Below are 16,947 nucleotides of genomic sequence, written 5' to 3' on the forward strand. Positions count from 1 at the left end.
CGGCTTTACCCTAAGACCCATGCCCTCTACCGCCTCCTTGTCGCGCCTCGGCGTGCTGCAGACGCCGCAGGGCGGCGAGCTGCGCGTGTGGAGCGCGCACGCCTCGCGCCTGACCGTGGAGGTGTTCGACCACGACGACGCCGATCGGGTGATCGCCGAGCACGACCTGCACCGCATGCGCACGGGAACCTGGCACGTGACGACGCGCGACCTCTCCCCCGGCGCGCTCTACGCGCTGCGCATCGACGGGCCGGCGGGGGCCGGGCACGCCTTCGACGGCGAGCGCCGCCTGCTCGACCCGTACGCGCGCGGCCTCGAGCGCAGCCCGCGCGGCGAGTGGCGAGCCCGGGTGCTCGGGGACGCGTTCGACTGGGGCGGCGTGCGCAAGCCGCGCATCCCGGGCGACCGGCGGGTCATCTACGAAGCGCACGTCAAGGGCCTCACGAAGCTCGCACCCGATCTGCCCGACGAGCTGCGCGGCACCTATGCGGGGCTCGCCCACCCGAGCACGATCGCGTACCTCAAAGACCTCGGCGTCACGACGATCGAGCTGCTGCCGATCCACCAGTTCGTGAGCGAGCAGCGGCTGCAGGCTCTCGGGCTCACCAACTACTGGGGCTACAACACGCTGAACTTCTTCGCACCGCACGCCGCCTACGCGACCCGCCGCGCCCAGCAGGGCGGGCCCGAGGCGGTGCTGCGCGAGGTCAAGGGCATGGTGCGCCTGCTGCACGAGGCGGGCCTCGAGGTCATGCTCGACGTCGTCTACAACCACACGGCGGAGGAGGGCCTCGACGGGCCCACGTCGAGCTTCCGCGGCATCGACAACGCGAGCTACTACCGGCACGTCGGCGGGGACGGCGGCGGCGAGTACCTCGACGTCACCGGCTGCGGAAACACGCTCGACGCCTCGCGGCCCGTCGTGCAGCGGCTCATCCTCGACTCGCTGCGCTACTGGGCGCGCGAGGTGCAGATCGACGGGTTCCGCTTCGACCTCATGGCCACGCTCGGGCGCGACGCGGGGGCGAGCTTCGACCCCGAGCATCCTCTCTTGCGGGCGATCCTCGACGATGCCTCGCTGCAGGACACGACGATGGTCGCCGAGCCCTGGGACGTCGGCATGGGCGGCTGGCAGGTCGGCAACTTCCCCGACGGGTACGGCGAGTGGAACGACGGCTACCGCGACCGCGCGCGGCACTTCTGGCTGACCGACATCGCGTCGGCGCGGGAGCACGGGCACGCTCCCGACGGCATCGGCTCGCTCGCCCGCCGCATCACCGGCAGTGCGCACGTCTTCGCCGCCGAGCGCGGGCCGCTCGCGAGCGTCAACTTCGTGACCGCCCACGACGGCTTCACGCTCGCCGACCTCGTGAGCCACAACCACAAGCACAACCTCGCCAATGCGGAGGAGAACCGCGACGGGAACGACCACAACCGCTCCTACAACTTCGGAGTGGAAGGCCCCACCGACGAGACCGGCATCACGACCGCGCGGCGCAAGGCCATGCGCAACCTGCTCGGCACCCTGCTGCTCAGCGCCGGCACGCCCATGATCACCGCGGGCGACGAGGTCGGCCGCAGCCAGCGCGGCAACAATAACGCCTACTGCCACGACAGCGAGCTCACGTGGCTCGACTGGGCGCACGAGGGCTGGCAGCAGGACCTGCGCCGCGTCGTCGCGCGGCTCACGCAGCTGCGCCGCGAGAACCCCGCGCTGCGGCCCAGCCGCTACGGCCGCTGGGGCGAGACCGTGCCGAGCGCCACCCAGATGGACTGGTACAACAAGGAGGGCGCCTCCATGACGATGGAGGACTGGGACTCCCCCGCTGAGCGCACCCTGCAGTACCTGGCCGCGTCGACGCCAGAACGCGAGGAGTTCAACCGCATCCTGCTCGTCGTGCACGGCCTCGAAGACCCCGTGCACGTGACCCTGCCCGAGCACGAGGGCGTCGCCGGTTACTCCCTGCTGTGGGACAGCGCTCACGACGACATCAGCGAGCTCGACAGCGAGCACACCCCAGGCACCGCGCTCGAGGTGGGCCCGACGTCGATGCTGCTGTTCCGGGCGCACGACTGACCGCGCGAGCGACCGGAGCACCGAGCATGGCGAAGAAGACGCGGGCGGGATCGCAGGCCGGCCCCGGTACTCCCGCGACGGTCGCGCTCACGGCGGCGGGCATCCCGTACACCGCGCACAGCTACGCGCACGACCCGTCGACAGCGAACTACGGGCTCGAGGCGGCAGCGGCGCTCGGGGTCGACCCTGATCGCGTGTTCAAGACGCTCCTCGCCGTCGCCGACGGTCGCCTCGTCGTCGGCATCGTGCCGGTATCGCGGATGCTCCACCTCGGGTCCCTCGCCGCCGCCGCGGGCGCCAAACGCGCCCTGATGGCCGAGCCGGCTCTCGCCGAGCGCAAGACCGGATACGTCGTCGGCGGAATCTCACCGCTCGGGCAGCGCACCGCGAGCCCGACCTTCCTCGACGAGTCCGCGACGGGTTGGCCGACGGTCTTCGTCTCCGGCGGGCGTCGAGGCGTCGACCTCGAACTCGCGCCCGACGACCTGCTGCGCCTCACCGGCGGGCGGCTCGCCCCGCTCGCCCGCTGAGCGCGCGACTCAGAGGGTCGTCGCCGCGCCGACGCGGATGCAGTGCACCTCGTGGCCGGGGGCCACGGGGAGGGGCGGCGGCACCACCTCGCCGCACTGGTCGATCGCGAGAGGGCACCGCGTGCGGAACACGCAGCCGCTCGGCGGGTTGAGCGGCGAGGGTACGTCCCCCGAGAGGATCACCCGCTCGCGCCCCGACTCCGCGAGAGGATCGGCGGGAGGGATGGCGGAGAGCAGCGCCTGGGTGTACGGATGGCCTGCACCCGCGCCGTCGACGCCCTCGCCGTCCTTCGGGAAGAGCGCGTCGCGATCGGCGAGCTCCATGACGCGGCCGAGGTACAGCACCATGACGCGCGAACTCATGTGCTCGACGACGGCGAGATCGTGGGCGATGAACAGGTAGGCGAGGTTGTGCTCGCGCTGGAGCCGCTGCAGGAGGTTGAGGATCTGCGCCTGCACGGAGACGTCGAGCGAGGCCGTCGCCTCGTCGAGGATGATGAGCTCGGGATCGCTCGCAAGAGCGCGCGCGATGCACACGCGCTGCCGCTGCCCACCCGAGAGGTGCCGCGGGTACCGGTCGGCGAAGCGTGCATCGAGGCCGACGAGTTCGAGAAGCTCGAGCACGCGCTCGCGGCGGCGACCGCGGTGCAGACCGTGCACGTCGAGGGGCTCGCGCACGCTCTCCGCGATGGTCCGCCGCGGGTTGAGGGAGGCCATCGGGTCCTGGTGGACCATGGCGATGCGGCGGCGCAGCGCCGTGAGCGCCGCGCCGCGCGCCGCGGAGAGGCTCTCGCCGTCGAGCGTGATGCTACCGCTCGACGACTCGACGAGGCGCATGACGGCGCCCGCGATGGTCGACTTGCCGCTGCCGGATTCGCCGACGAGCCCGAGCGTCTCGCCCGGGGCGATCGTGAAGCTCACCGAATCGACGGCGCGCACCTCGGCGTGCCGGGTTCGCAGGGTGCGCCGCTCACCCGCGACGGCCGGCACGGGGACGCGAAAGACGACGGAGAGCGAATCCACGTCGAGGAGCGGGCGCGTCATGATGCCCTCACCGCCCCCGCGGGAGCCTGCGCGCAGAACGATCGCGCCAGATGCCCCTCGGCTGCGCCGGAGACAGCGGCGAGCGGCGGCCGCTCGGTGGCGCAGCGCACGTCCGCCCGTACCGTGCAGCGGTCGTAGAACACGCATCCGGGCGGAAGGTGCCGCGGGTCGGGCGGCGACCCGGGAATCATCGCGAGCTCTTCCCCGCGGTCGCCAATGCGCGGGCGCGAGGCGAGGAGTCCCGCCGTGTACGGGTGACGATGATCGGCGAAGATGTCGCGCACCGTGCCGGTCTCAACCACCTGCCCGCCGTAGAGCACGACGATGCGGTCGGCGATGCCGCCGACGACGCCGAGGTCGTGGCTGATCCAGACGACGGCCGTGCCCGAGCGCTCCTGCATGTCGGCGACGACGTCGATGATCTGGGCCTGGATGGTCACGTCGAGGGCCGTCGTCGGCTCGTCGGCGATGAGCACCTCGGGCTCGCACGAGAGGGCGATGGCGATCATGACCCGCTGGCGCATGCCGCCGGAGAGCTGGTGGGGGTAGGAGCGCACGCGACGCCCAGGGTCGGGAACGCCGACGAGCTCGAGCAGTTCGACGGCGCGCCGCGCCGCCGCGCGGCGGGTCATCCCGAGGTGCTCTTCGAGGCCCTCCGTGATCTGCCGCTCGACGGTCAGCAGGGGGTTGAGCGACGTCGCCGGATCCTGGAAGACGTAGCCGATGCGCGGCCCGCGGAGGCGGCGCAGGCGCTCGGCCGACAGCGCCAGCAGGTTGTCGAACGGCGCATCGCCGCCGAGCCAGGAGCGTCCGCTGAGCCGCATCGCGGCGGAGGCGGGGAGCAGCCCCGTGGCGGCGAGCACCGTCATGCTCTTGCCCGAGCCGGACTCCCCGACCACGCCGAGCGTCTCGCCGCGCTCGACGGACCACGTCACATCATCGAGGATCTGGGCCGCCCCGAACCGCAGGCCGAGCGAGTCGACGCCGAACACTCCGGTCACGGGCGCACCTCCCGTCGTGAGGGGTCGAGCACATCGCGCAGGGTGTCCCCGAGCAGGTTGAAGGCGAGGACGGTCACGAAGACGGCGAGGCCGGGGAAGACTGCCATCCACCACGCCTGGTCGAGGTAGCCGCGCGCGTCGAACAGCATGCGGCCCCACGAGGGGTTCGGCGGCTGGACGCCGAGACCGAGGAAGGAGAGCGCCGCTTCGGAGAGGATCGCGAACGCGAGCGAGAGAGACGTCTGCACGATGAGCGGTGCGGCGACGTTCGGCAGGATGTGGCGGAGGATGATCCACCGGGAGCCCGCGCCCATGCCCTGGGCCGCGCGCACGAACGGCTCCTCGCGCACCGAAAGCGTCGAGGCCCGAGCGACACGGGCGAAGATCGGCACGTAGACGACTCCGATCGCGATCATGGCCGTCGTGAGGCCCGGCCCGAGGATCGCGACGATCGCGAGGGCGAGGAGCAGGACGGGAAAAGCGAACATGACGTCGACGATGCGCATGACGATCGTGTCGATCCAGCCGCCGAAGTATCCTGCGATGAGACCGAGGAGCACGCCCGCCGCGAAGGCGATCGACACGGAGACGACGCTCACCTGCACCGAGACGCCCGCCGCGAGAACGACGCGGCTGTAGATGTCGCGCCCGAGATCGTCGGTGCCGAAGACGTGGGCCCAGGAGGGCGCCTGTAGCGCGCGGCCGAGGTCGATGTCGTTCGCTGCGTAGGGCACGATCCACGGCCCGGCCGCGGCGGCGAGGACGACGAGCAGCAGCACGACGGCGCTCGCGAGGGCGACGGGGCGTCGCGCGATGTCGCCGAGGCTCTGCCGCCAGCCGCTCGCGGGCGCAGGTGGAGGGGCGCCTCCCTCGGGGACGGCGGGCCGGAGCGGGGCGGCGTTCGTCATGACAGCCGGATGCGCGGGTCGATGCGGGCGTAGAGGAGATCGACCGCGAGGTTGATGAGCAGGAACATGACGGCGACGAGCAGGACGGCCCCCTGGATGACGGGGTAGTCGCGCGCCGCGACCGCGTCGTACACGAGTCGACCGAGTCCGGGCCAGGCGACGACGACCTCCACGACGATGACGCCGCCGAGCATCGTCGCGAGCTGGACGCCACCGACGGTGATGATGGGCACGAGGGCGTTGCGCACGACGTGCCGCCCGATGACGATGCGCTCGCGCAGACCCTTCGAGCGGGCCGTGCGGACGTGGTCGGAGCCGAGGACCTCGAGCACCGAGGACCTCACGTAGCGGGTCATGATCGAGCCCGCGATGAGCCCCACGGTGACGGCGGGGATCGTGACGTGCCGCAGCCACTCGATCGGGTCTTCTCCGAAGGCGACGTAGCCGGAGGACGGGAGAAGCCGCAGGCTCGCGGAGAACCCGAGAATGAGCAGGAGGGCCATCCAGAAGTCGGGAACGGAGACGCCCGCCTGGCTGATCATGCGCACGATCGCGTCGCTCGCCTTGCCCGAGCGCAGCGCGGCGTAGATGCCGAGCGGGAACGAGATGAGGATGGCCACGACCATGCCCGCACCCGCTAGGGAGAGCGTCGCGGGCAGCCGCTCGAGCAGGATGAGCGTGACCGGCCGCCCCGAGCGGAAGCTCACGCCGAGGTCTCCCGTCACGGCGCCGCCGAGATAGCTGAAGAATTGGACGATGAGTGGCTGGTCGAGCCCCGAGGCGGCCCGGAGCGCGTCGTAGGACTCCTGACTGAAGCGCGTGCCGAGGGCGAGCCGCACGGGGTCGCCAGGCACGAGTTGAATGAGCGCGAAGACGACGATCGAGACGCCGAGCAGCACCACGGCCGTGTGGCCGAGTCGGCGGAGGATGTACAGCACCGCGTCTGCCCTTCGTCTCGATCGTCGTCTCGCGCTGGCGAGCTACTCGTTCAGCGTGACATCCCGGAACCGGATGGCCGCGTCGCCACGCACCTCGTACCCGCTCACCGTGTCGGACCAGGCCTGCACGACGTCGGGGTTGTAGAGGTAGATGTAGCTCGCTTCGTCGGCGATGATCGTCGCCGCCTCGGCGTAGATGTCGTACCGGGTCGCCTCGTCGGTCTCGACGCGGCCGGCGTCGAGCAGGCTGTCGACCTCGGCGTTGCTGTAGCCCTGCACGTTGAAGCCGCCCGAGCTGAAGTGCTGCGCGTAGTAGAAGTCGTCAGGATCGAGGTTGCCGAGCCAGCCCATGAGGAGCATGTCGAAGTTGCCCGAGTTCTGCTCGTCGAGCCACGTGCCGAAGTCGAGCGTGCGGATCTCCAGGCCGATTCCGGCCTCGGCGAGCTGGGATTCCATGACCTGCGCGGCGGTCACGGTCTCCGGGTAATCGCTCGCGACCATGATCTCGAGGCTCAAGTCGCTCACGCCTGCCTCGGCGAGCAGCTCCTGTGCCCGCTCGGGGTCAGTCGAGTAGCCGTCGTACTCCACGTACCAGCTGCTCGATTCGGGGATCGCGAGCTGGTTGACCGTCGCGGCGCCCTGCCACGCGGCCTGGGCGATCGCGTCGCGATCGATCGCGTAGGCGATGGCCTGGCGAACGCGGACGTCGTCGAAGGGCGCGCGGGCCTGGTTGAGGGCGAGGTACCAATAGTCGTTCGAGCCGGTCTGGCCGAGCGTGATCCCCTCGGTGTCGCCGAGCGATGCGATGTTCTGCGCGGGGATCGAGTCGGTCCACTGGATCTCACCGACCTCGAGCGCCGTGAGAGCGGTCGTCCCCTCGGAGAGGAAGCGGAACGTCACGCCGTCGATGGCCGGCGCGCCGTCCCAGTAGTCAGGGTTGCTACTGAGCTCGATCGAGTCTCCTGCGGCGTAGCTCTCGAAGACGAAGGGTCCGGTGCCCACGGGGGCCGACTGGATGTCGCCCGACTCGACGTTCTCCTCGTTGACGATCGCCATGCCCTTGAAGCCGCCGAGGTTGGCGAGCAGGTTGGGCGTGGGCGAGGCGACCTCGATGACGACCGTCAGATCGTCCGGTGCCGTGATGTCGGTGATCGCCGCGAAGCGCCAGGCGTTCGCGAGCTCGTCGTCGATAATGCGGTTGTACGAGTAGAGGACGTCCTCGGACGTGAACTCGGATCCGTCGTGGAACGTCACGCCTTCGCGGAGCGTGAACGTCCAGGTGAGCTGGTCGTCGCTGACCGTCCACGATTCGGCGAGCGCTGGCTGCATCGAGAGGTTCTCGTCAGGCTCGACAAGCGTGTCGAAGATGTTCTCGAGCACCTGGAACGAGAAGTACGAGGAGGTCGACTGTGGATCGAACTGGTCGGGCTCGCCGCCGATCGCGGCGATGAACTCGGTGGAGCCGGTGCCGCCATCGACGTCGACACTCTCGCCCGCGGAACATCCGGCGAGCACGAGTGCCGAGGCTGCGGCCACGGCCAGCCCGAGACGGGTTCGTGAGGGTGCTGCTGTGGTGGGTCGCATCGGTTGTATCTCCTTCAGCGTGCCAATCAGGACTTCATCAGTATGGTGAAGATTTCATCATTCTGCTGTAGATTCTGGAGAACCGCTAGTCAGCATCGGGATGTTTACACGACCGCAACATGCATCGTCGTCCCGGACCCCGAGAGATCTACGGAGCCCATGACGTTCTCGCTGCTGCTCACTGATCCCGCGCATCGCTGGATCGTCGTCGCGAGCGCCACCTGCACGCCCGCCGTCGGGGCCGCCGTCCCCGCCGCGCGCATCGGTGCGGGCGGCGTCGTGTCGCAGGCCCACACCAACTCGGCGCTGCGGGCTTCCGCGCTCGCACTCCTCGCGGAAGGGCTCGACCCCGCGACCGCCCTCGAGCGGACCATCGCGACCGACGCACGAGCGGAACTGCGCCAAGTGGGCCTGCTCGACGCTCGAGGCCGAGCTGCGAGCCACACCGGCACCGAGGTCACGCCCTGGTGCGGTGCGCGCAGCAGGGCGGGCGTCCTCGCCATCGGCAACTACCTGACCGGACCCGAGGTCATCGACGCGCTGCTGGACTCGGTGGCGATCGACGCCCTGCACGATGCGGAGAGCGGACCGGGGGGCCTCGCGACGATCGCGCTGAGCGCCATGCACGCCGCCCAAGACGTCGGCGGCGACCGGCGCGGTCAGCAGAGCGCGAGCCTCCTGCTCACCGCTCTGACCGGCACGAGCAGGGTGGAGGAGGAGGACGGCACCCTGCTCGACCTGCGTGTCGACGACGACGAGCGGCCGCTCGGCGCGCTCACGGTCCAGCTGCACCGCTCGATCGGCGATCTGCCGACCGCCTAAGGGGCCTGGGGCGTGACCGCCCCGAGCACGACGACGTCGACGTCGCCGGCGTTCGCCCACCAGTGCGCCGTGGCGCAGTGGTAGGTCATCGCGTCTCCGGGCTCGAGGATGACTTCCTCGCCGCCGTAGTGGACGAGCAGCCGCCCCTCGAGCACGACGACGCACTCCATGCCGAGGTGCCGGAACGGCCGCGACTCATTGCTGAAGCCAGGCGGCATGACGGTGCGGATGACCTGGATGGGGACGCTCGAGCCCGGCGTGAGGAGCTCGCGGACGAGTCCGTCGTCCGCGCTCTGCGGGTCGAGCGGGTCGAGGCGGCGACGATCCGTGCGCCGCACGACCTGGCGATCGTCGTCCTCGGAAAAGTGAACGAGCTGCGAGAGCGGGATCGAGAGCGCCTGCGCGAGCCGGGCGAGCGACTCGAGCGCAGGGTTGCCCATCCCGCGTTCGAGCTGACTGACCATGCCCGAGCTCACACCGGCACGCGTCGCGAGCCCTTCGACGGTGAGTCCGAGCCGCTTGCGCACCTGGCGGATGGTCGCACCGATGGCCTGCACTTCACGCTCGTACAGGTCTCTCTGCTCATCGCCCATAGTCCGCCATGCTAGCCGTCGCACCCGCGGCCGGACGTGAGGGACCCTTCGGCCTGCGCGCGCTGCGCTAGTGCGTCGCCGCGGTGACGAGCCCGAGCTCCGCCGGATGCGCGAGCAGCTCGTGGCACGGCGTGACCCGCACGGTGTAGCCGAACGACCCGGAGCGCGCGAGCGGCACGGTGCCCGCGAACATCGCCGGCTGGCCGAGGTCGTGCGACTCGAACATGAGCGGCAGGTGGTGCACGTCGGCGAGCTCGTCGCCCTCGCGTGCGCGCCCGAACACGACCTCGACGAGCACCTCGTCGGGCCTGAGCCCGCCGAGGTTGACGTGGGCCTGCACCGTGAGCTCGTCCCCGACCTGCGGTGAGCCGACGCCGCCCGACTCGACGTGCGCGACCGAGACGGTCGGCCACTCGGCGGCGACGTGCGCTTTCCACGCGGCGAGCTCGCGCGCGGGGCCGTACTCGCCCACCGTGATCGCGCGACGCGCACGAGCGGCAGGCACGTAGAGCCGCTCGACGTACTCGGTCACCATGCGGTCGGCCGAGAGCTCGGGCGAGAGCGTCGCGAGCGTGTGGCGAATGTTCTGCAGCCAGCGGCGCGGCAGCCCGTCGGCGTCGCGGTCGTAGTAGCGCGGCGCGATCTGGTGCTCGATGAGGTCGTACATGGCCTCGGCTTCGAGCGCGTCGCGCTCGGCCCCGTCGCCCGCGGCGTCGGCGCTCGGGATCGCCCATCCGTTCTCGCCGTCGTAGTACTCGTTCCACCAGCCGTCGAGGATCGACAGGTTGAGGGAGCCGTTGAGCGCCGCCTTCATGCCGGAGGTGCCGCACGCCTCGAAAGGCCGCAGCGGGTTGTTGAGCCAGATGTCGGTGCCGGGGTACAGCAGTCGCGCCATGCCGATGTCGTAGTTGGGCAGGAAGACGATGCGCTCGCGAACGTCGTTCTCGCTCGCGAACTGCACGAGCTTCTGGATGAGCGCCTTGCCGCTGTCGTCGGCGGGATGCGACTTGCCGGCGATGACGAGCTGCACGGGGCGCTCGGGGTCGGTGAGGAGCGAGCGCAGGCGATCCTGGTCGTGGAGCATGAGCGTGAGGCGCTTGTAGGTGGGCACGCGTCGCGCGAACCCGATCGTGAGCACGTCGGGGTCGAGGATGCGCGACATCCACTGGGGTGCGGCGACGCCAGGGTTCTCCTCCGCGAAGGCGGCCGCGACGCGCTCGCGCGCGTCGGTGACGAGCTGCTCGCGCATGGCGCGGCGCACGGCCCACAGGTCGGCGTCCGAGACGGCGTCCGAGCTCCAGTCGCAGCGCGTCGTGTCGTACGTGCCGAGGGCGTCTTTCGCGAGCGTCACCATGAGCGGATCGGTCCATGTGGGCGCGTGCACGCCGTTCGTGACGGAGGTGATGGGCACGTCCGCGGCGTCGAAACCGGGCCACAGCTCGCCGAACATGCCGCGCGAGACCTCGCCGTGCAATTGCGAGACACCGTTGGCGCGCTGCGCGAGCCGAAGACCCATGACGGCCATGTTGTGCACGCCGGGGTCGCCGCCCGGGTAGTCCTCCCGTCCGAGGGCGAGCACGTCATGCCCGTCGATGCCGGGCAGCAGGTCGGTCTCGAGGTAGCGACCGATGAGGGATGCGTCGAACCGGTCGATTCCGGCGGACACGGGAGTGTGGGTGGTGAAGAGCGTTCCCGCGCGCACGACCTGCAGTGCCTCCGAGAACGTGAGCCCCTCCGCGATGAGGTCGCTGATGCGCTCGAGCCCGAGGAATCCGGCGTGGCCCTCGTTGGTGTGGAAGACCTCCGGCACGGCCGTGCCGGTGACGCGCACGTGCGCCTTGATGGCGCGCACGCCGCCGATGCCGAGGAGGAGCTCCTGCAGGAGTCGATGCTCGCCGCCTCCGCCGTAGAGGCGGTCTGTGACGCCGCGCAGGTCGTCGGAGTTCTCGGCGATGTCCGTGTCGAGCAGCAGCAGCACGACGCGGCCGACGTGCATCTGCCAGACGCGCGCGTGAAGCTTTCGCCCGCCGGGGAGGGCGAGGGTGACGAGCACGGCGCTGCCGTCGGGCTCGCGCAGCACCTGCATGGGCAGGCCGTCGGGATCGATGAGTGGGTAGGCCTCCTTCTGCCAGCCGTCGCGGTCGATGGCCTGACGGAAGTAGCCGGCGCGATAGAACAGGCCGACGCCGAGCAGCGGGACCCCGAGGTCGCTCGCGCTCTTGAGGTGGTCCCCGGCGAGGATGCCGAGGCCGCCCGAGTACTGGGGAATCGCGGAGGCGATGCCGAACTCGGGCGAGAAGTAGGCGATGCGCTGCGGGGCGTCCTCGAGCGACTGGTACCAGCGGGGCTGCTCCAGATAGGCCGTGAGGTCGGCGCGCAGCGCCTGCGCGTCGGCGATGAACTGCCCATCGGCGGCGAGCTCGTCGAGCCGTGCGGAGTCGACTGCTCCCAGGAGGGCGATCGGGTCATGGTCGAGCTCGTCCCAGAGGACGGGGTCGATGCGCGCGAACAGTCGCCTCGTCGGCTCGTGCCACGACCAGCGCAGGTTCGCGGCGAGCGCCGCGACGGCGTCGAGCGCCTCGGGCAGGACGGTGCGGACGGTGAATCGGCGGATCGCCTTCACAGCTTCTCCTCGGGGCCTGGGTGGGTGCGGCGGTGCGAACGAGCACGGGGAGCGCGAGTCGATCACGTCGACGTGGTCGAGAGAGCGCGCACGCCCCGACTCGCCACTCTAGGCGAGTCGGACCCGCATCGGGAACCGGTTCCAGAACACTCGGCGGCAGGCCGCTCACCGCGACGGGCGATGACCTCCTTAACGACGAACAGGACCGGCCTCGCTGGGGGATGCGAGTGTCGGTCCTGTCTCATGAGACCGTTCGGGTCGGCCTCATCATCGCGCTCGGGGGCCCGCACTGCAGTGCGAACCCGTCGTGCCCTTGTGGTGACGCCGTGCTATCGCGTTCGGGTCTCGCGACAGTGCTGACGTCGTTCATCGACCATACGCACGCGACCGCGCGAGCCCAAGAGGCTGACAGGAATTCGCGTACCCTGCCCGGGGTACATTTTGTCCTCATTTTGTCCGACACGCCGGTCACCGAGACCCTCCCGCACCTCCGAGCCCCCTGGACGCCTGGACGCCTCCCGCGCGCTCGCCGTCCCGGCGGAGTACGGTCGACTCGTGGCTGTCACCGAATCGACCCCGTTCACCCCGCGCATCGGGCGCATCCCGATCCGGCACCTGAGCCCTGTGCAGCCGGAGGACCGCTGGCCGAGCAAGGCCTTCCTGGGAGAAGTCGTCCCCTTCGGAGCGACGGTGTTCCGCGAAGGGCACGATCTGCTCGGCGCCGATCTGCTGCTGCGCGCGCCGGACGGCACGCAGAGCGCGCACCCGCTCGAGATGGGCGCACCCGGAACCGACCGCTGGCACACCGAGGTGCTCGTCGACCAGCTGGGGCTCTACACCTGGCGCGTGCAGGCGTACTCCGACGATTGGGCGACGTGGCTGCACGCCGCCACGGTCAAGATCGAGGCTGGAGTCGACGTCGAGGTCATGCTCATGGGCGGCGGCGAGCTGCTGGAGCGCGCGACCGAGCTCGCGGGTGCTGGCACCCCGGCCGGCACGACCTTCTCCGACGCCCGCGCGGCCATGATGAACGCCGCCCTCTCTCCCGCGGCGCGCCTCGCCGTCGCGAGCGACGCCCGGCTCGTGGCGGCCCTGCAGCAGCACCGCCTGACGAGCCTCGAGACCGTCTCGGCCCCGCACACCCTGCGCGTCGAGCGCACGCGCGCCGGCGTGGGCAGCTGGTACGAGTTCTTCCCGCGCTCCGAGGGAGCGAAGCGCCGCAAGGACGGCTCCTGGCAGTCCGGCACCTTCGCGACGGCCACGCGACGACTGCCGGCGGTGGCGCAGATGGGCTTCGACGTGCTGTACCTGCCGCCGATCCACCCGATCGGGCGACTCAACCGGAAGGGCCCGAACAACACCCTCGAAGCCGGCCCGAACGACCCGGGGAGCCCGTGGGCGATCGGCGCGAAGGAGGGCGGGCACGACGCGATCCACCCCGACCTGGGCACGGCGAAGGACTTCCAGGCGTTCCTCGCGAGCGCCGCGAAGAACGGTCTCGAGGTCGCCCTCGATCTGGCCCTCCAGTGCGCTCCCGACCACCCGTGGGTGACCGAGCATCCCGAGTGGTTCACGACGCTGCCGGACGGCTCCATCCGCTACGCGGAGAACCCGCCGAAGAAGTACCAGGACATCTACCCGCTCAACTTCGACAACGACCCGGAGGGGTTGAGCACCGAGATCCTGCGCATCGTGCGCTACTGGATCGAGTTGGGCGTGCGCATCTTCCGCGTCGACAACCCGCACACGAAGCCGCTCGCGTTCTGGGAATGGCTGCTGCACGAGGTCAACGCCGAGCACCCCGACGTGGTGTTCTTCGCGGAGGCGTTCACGCGCCCCGCGATGATGCAGTCGCTCGCCGCCGTCGGCTTCCAGCAGTCGTACACGTACTTCACGTGGCGCAACTCGAAGCGCGAGCTCGAGGAGTACCTCACCGAGGTCTCGCAGGAGACGAGCGCGTACTTCCGCCCCAACTTCTTCGTCAACACCCCCGACATCCTCACCGAGTACCTGCAGTTCGGCGGCGTGCCCGCCTACAAGATCCGGGCCGCTCTCGCCGCGACCGCGAGCCCCTCGTGGGGCGTCTACGCCGGCTACGAGCTCATCGAGAACGTGGCACGCCCCGGCAGCGAGGAGAACATCGACAACGAGAAGTACGAGTACAAGCAGCGCGACTGGTCGAGCCCCGAGACGCAGCGCCGGTCGATCGCGCCGTACCTGACCCAGCTCAACACGATCCGCGCGCAGCACCCCGCACTGCGCCAGCTGCGCAATCTGCGCATCCACGCCACGCGCGACGATGCGATCCTCTGCTACTCGAAGGTTCTCCCTGGTCGCTTCGTGCGATCCGGCCGCACCGACGGCATCATCGTCGTGGCGAACGTCGACCCCCACTCGGCCCGCGAGACGACCGTCTCGCTCGATCTCGAGGCGCTCGGCCTCCCGCCTGGCTCGACCTTCGAGGTCAAGGATCTGATCTCGGGCGAGCGGTACACCTGGGGCGCGGAGAACTACGTCAGGCTCGACGCCTTCGTGCACCCCGTCCACATCCTCCGCATCGACTACCCGAAGGGGGTCTGATGGCCGACGAGAAGCGCCCAGCGCAGAAGCCCGCAGCGACGACACCCACCGAGAAGCAGGCATCGAAGCCCGCCGCCGACACGGCGCTGCCCGCCCTGCACGACGACCACCGGCGCGCGCTCGTCGAGGGGCGCCACCCGCGGCCCCACGACGCGCTCGGGCCGCACGCCCTCGACGGCGGCTGGGTCGTGCGGGTCGTGCGCCCGCTCGCCGCCACGGTGACGGTCGTGCGCGCCGACGGCACGCGCGTGCCTCTCGAGCACGTCGCCGACGGGTTGTGGCACGGCTTCCTGCCCGGCGAGGGCCAGGCCTACACGGTCGAGAGCACCTACGACGGCGGGCCCGACTGGCACACCGATGACGCCTACCGCTTCGTGCCCTCCGTGGGCGATGTCGACCTGCACCTGTGGGGCGAGGGGCGGCACGAGCAGCTCTGGCACGTGCTGGGGGCCCACCACCGCCCGCACGAGGGCGTCGACGGCGTGAGCTTCGCCGTGTGGGCTCCGCACGCCCAGGCGGCCCGCGTGATCGGCGACTTCAACAGCTGGAACGGGGTCGGGCACGCGATGCGCCGCCTCGACGACAACGGCGTCTGGGAGCTCTTCGTGCCGGGCCTGGGCGCATGCTCCACCTACAAGTTCGAGCTGCTGAGCGCGGAGGGCACGTGGCTCACGCGCGCCGACCCGATGGCGCGCTACACCGAGACGCCGCCGGCGACGGCGTCGATCGTCGGCGACACCGACTACACGTGGAACGACGACGACTGGATGGCGCGGCGCGCCGCGCACGACCCGCACGGTCAGGCGATGAGCGTCTACGAGATGCACCTCGGCTCGTGGCGCCCGGGCCTCGGCTACCGCGAGCTCGCCGACCCGCTCATCGAGTACGTCACCGAGCTGGGGTTCACGCACGTCGAGTTCATGCCGCTCTCCGAGCACCCCTACGGCCCCAGCTGGGGCTACCAGGTGACCGGCTACTACGCCCCCACCGCACGATTCGGGCATCCGGATGACCTGCGCTACCTCATCGACCGGCTCCACCAGGCCGGCATCGGCGTCATCATGGACTGGGTGCCCGCGCACTTCCCCAAGGACGAGTGGGCGCTCGGCCGGTTCGACGGCAAGGCCCTGTACGAGCATCCCGACCCTCGTCGCGGTGAGCAGCCGGACTGGGGCACCTACGTCTTCGACCTCGGCCGCAGCCAGGTGCGCAACTTCCTCGTCGCCAACGCCCTGTACTGGCTCGAGGAGTTCCACATCGACGGCCTGCGCGTCGACGCCGTCGCGAGCATGCTCTACCTAGACTACTCGCGCTCCGACGGCGAGTGGCTGCCCAACGTGCACGGCGGCCGCGAGAACCTCGAGGCGATCGCCTTCCTGCAGGAGACCACCGCGACGGCGTACAAGCGCGTGCCCGGCATCGTCATGATCGCGGAGGAGTCCACCTCGTGGCCGGGCGTGACGCGCGCCACGAGCGAGGGCGGGCTCGGCTTCGGCATGAAGTGGAACATGGGGTGGATGCACGACACCCTCAGCTACTTCCAGCGCGACCCGATGTGGCGCTCGCACCACCACGGCGAGATCACCTTCAGCTTCCTCTACGCCTTCAGCGAGAACTTCATGCTGCCCATCAGCCACGACGAGGTCGTGCACGGCAAGGGTTCGCTGCTGGGCAAGATGCCGGGCGACCAGTGGCAGAAGCTCGCGAACATGCGCGCCTACCTCGCCTTCATGTGGGCGCACCCCGGCAAGCAGCTGCTCTTCATGGGGCAGGAGTTCGGGCAGCCGAGCGAGTGGAGCGAGCAGCGCGGCCTCGACTGGTGGATTCTCGATCAGCCCGTGCACCGAGGGCTGCACCGGCTCGTCGCGCAGCTCAACCGCGTGTACCGCGACAACGCCGCCCTGTGGGAGCTCGACAACTCCCCCGCCGGATTCGAGTGGCTCGAGGGCGGCGATGCGGGCAACAACGTCATCGCGTTCGAGCGGCGCGCGGCGAACGGCGCGCCCGTCGTCGGCGTCTTCAACTTCAGCGGCAACACGGTCGGCCCCTACCGCCTGCCGCTGCCGCACGCGGGCGTGTGGCGCGAGGTTGTCAACACCGACGCCGAGGAGTTCGGCGGCTCAGGCGTGGGCAACTTCGGCCAGGTGACGGCGGAGGACTCCGCCTACGGCGGGCGCCCCGCCTCGGTCGAGCTCACGCTGCCGCCCCTCGCGGGGCTCTACTTGAGCCCCGCCTGAGCTCGCAGCC

General features: G+C 70.4%; 12 protein-coding genes. 5 read left to right on the forward strand and 7 right to left on the reverse strand.

Going from position 1 to position 16,947, the window contains the following annotated elements; all coding sequences use genetic code 11:
- The first annotated feature begins 19 nt into the window (after positions 1-19).
- Together glgX and ybaK are read left to right on the forward strand one after the other, a co-directional pair.
- Positions 20-2,077, forward strand: a complete 2,058-nt coding sequence (glgX, locus tag HUJ41_RS09095) for a glycogen debranching protein GlgX (protein WP_179872298.1) — start codon at positions 20-22, stop codon at positions 2,075-2,077.
- 26 nt (positions 2,078-2,103) lie between these two features.
- The gene (gene ybaK / locus HUJ41_RS09100) at positions 2,104-2,607 is read left to right on the forward strand and encodes a Cys-tRNA(Pro) deacylase (protein ID WP_179872299.1); all 504 of its coding nucleotides are present in this window, start codon (positions 2,104-2,106) and stop codon (positions 2,605-2,607) included.
- Between the two features lie 9 nt (positions 2,608-2,616).
- Here the strand turns inward: ybaK and HUJ41_RS09105 are convergent, their stop codons facing one another.
- The 5 genes from HUJ41_RS09105 to HUJ41_RS09125 are packed head-to-tail and all read right to left on the reverse strand — an operon-like array spanning position 2,617 to position 8,082.
- Positions 2,617-3,651, reverse strand: coding sequence for an ABC transporter ATP-binding protein (locus tag HUJ41_RS09105; RefSeq protein WP_179871837.1), 1,035 nt, complete (start codon positions 3,649-3,651; stop codon positions 2,617-2,619).
- Positions 3,648-4,652 (reverse strand): ABC transporter ATP-binding protein, encoded by a 1,005-nt coding sequence (locus tag HUJ41_RS12795; RefSeq protein ID WP_179872300.1) that lies wholly within the window; start codon positions 4,650-4,652, stop codon positions 3,648-3,650. Before HUJ41_RS12795 ends, HUJ41_RS09105 begins: the two co-directional genes overlap by 4 nt.
- Positions 4,649-5,560: an ABC transporter permease gene (locus tag HUJ41_RS09115; RefSeq protein ID WP_179872301.1), complete on the reverse strand. Its 912-nt coding sequence runs from the start codon at positions 5,558-5,560 to the stop codon at positions 4,649-4,651. Before HUJ41_RS09115 ends, HUJ41_RS12795 begins: the two co-directional genes overlap by 4 nt.
- Positions 5,557-6,498, reverse strand: coding sequence for an ABC transporter permease (locus HUJ41_RS09120; protein WP_179872302.1), 942 nt, complete (start codon positions 6,496-6,498; stop codon positions 5,557-5,559). Before HUJ41_RS09120 ends, HUJ41_RS09115 begins: the two co-directional genes overlap by 4 nt.
- Positions 6,499-6,540: 42 nt before the next feature.
- Positions 6,541-8,082: an ABC transporter substrate-binding protein gene (locus tag HUJ41_RS09125; protein ID WP_179872303.1), complete on the reverse strand. Its 1,542-nt coding sequence runs from the start codon at positions 8,080-8,082 to the stop codon at positions 6,541-6,543.
- Positions 8,083-8,241: 159 nt separating this feature from the next.
- On the opposite strand from HUJ41_RS09125, the gene HUJ41_RS09130 reads away from it, so the two are divergent.
- Positions 8,242-8,904, forward strand: a complete 663-nt coding sequence (locus HUJ41_RS09130) for a DUF1028 domain-containing protein (RefSeq protein WP_179872304.1) — start codon at positions 8,242-8,244, stop codon at positions 8,902-8,904.
- Here the strand turns inward: HUJ41_RS09130 and HUJ41_RS09135 are convergent.
- Together HUJ41_RS09135 and glgP are read right to left on the reverse strand one after the other, a co-directional pair.
- The gene (locus HUJ41_RS09135; RefSeq protein WP_179872305.1) at positions 8,901-9,497 is read right to left on the reverse strand and encodes a helix-turn-helix domain-containing protein; all 597 of its coding nucleotides are present in this window, start codon (positions 9,495-9,497) and stop codon (positions 8,901-8,903) included. The two genes, HUJ41_RS09130 and HUJ41_RS09135, sit on opposite strands and share 4 nt — an antisense overlap.
- A 67-nt stretch (positions 9,498-9,564) precedes the next feature.
- The gene (glgP, locus tag HUJ41_RS09140; RefSeq protein WP_179872306.1) at positions 9,565-12,120 is read right to left on the reverse strand and encodes an alpha-glucan family phosphorylase; all 2,556 of its coding nucleotides are present in this window, start codon (positions 12,118-12,120) and stop codon (positions 9,565-9,567) included.
- Positions 12,121-12,675: 555 nt separating this feature from the next.
- Here glgP and HUJ41_RS09145 point away from each other — a divergent pair.
- The gene (locus HUJ41_RS09145; RefSeq protein ID WP_179872307.1) at positions 12,676-14,700 is read left to right on the forward strand and encodes an alpha-1,4-glucan--maltose-1-phosphate maltosyltransferase; all 2,025 of its coding nucleotides are present in this window, start codon (positions 12,676-12,678) and stop codon (positions 14,698-14,700) included.
- Positions 14,700-16,937: a 1,4-alpha-glucan branching protein GlgB gene (glgB, locus tag HUJ41_RS09150; RefSeq protein ID WP_179872308.1), complete on the forward strand. Its 2,238-nt coding sequence runs from the start codon at positions 14,700-14,702 to the stop codon at positions 16,935-16,937. The genes HUJ41_RS09145 and glgB overlap by 1 nt, the downstream gene beginning before the upstream one ends.
- Positions 16,938-16,947: the final 10 nt, after the last annotated feature.

It is taken from the genome of Microcella indica, from assembly GCF_013414345.1.
Lineage (GTDB): Bacteria > Actinomycetota > Actinomycetes > Actinomycetales > Microbacteriaceae > Microcella > Microcella indica.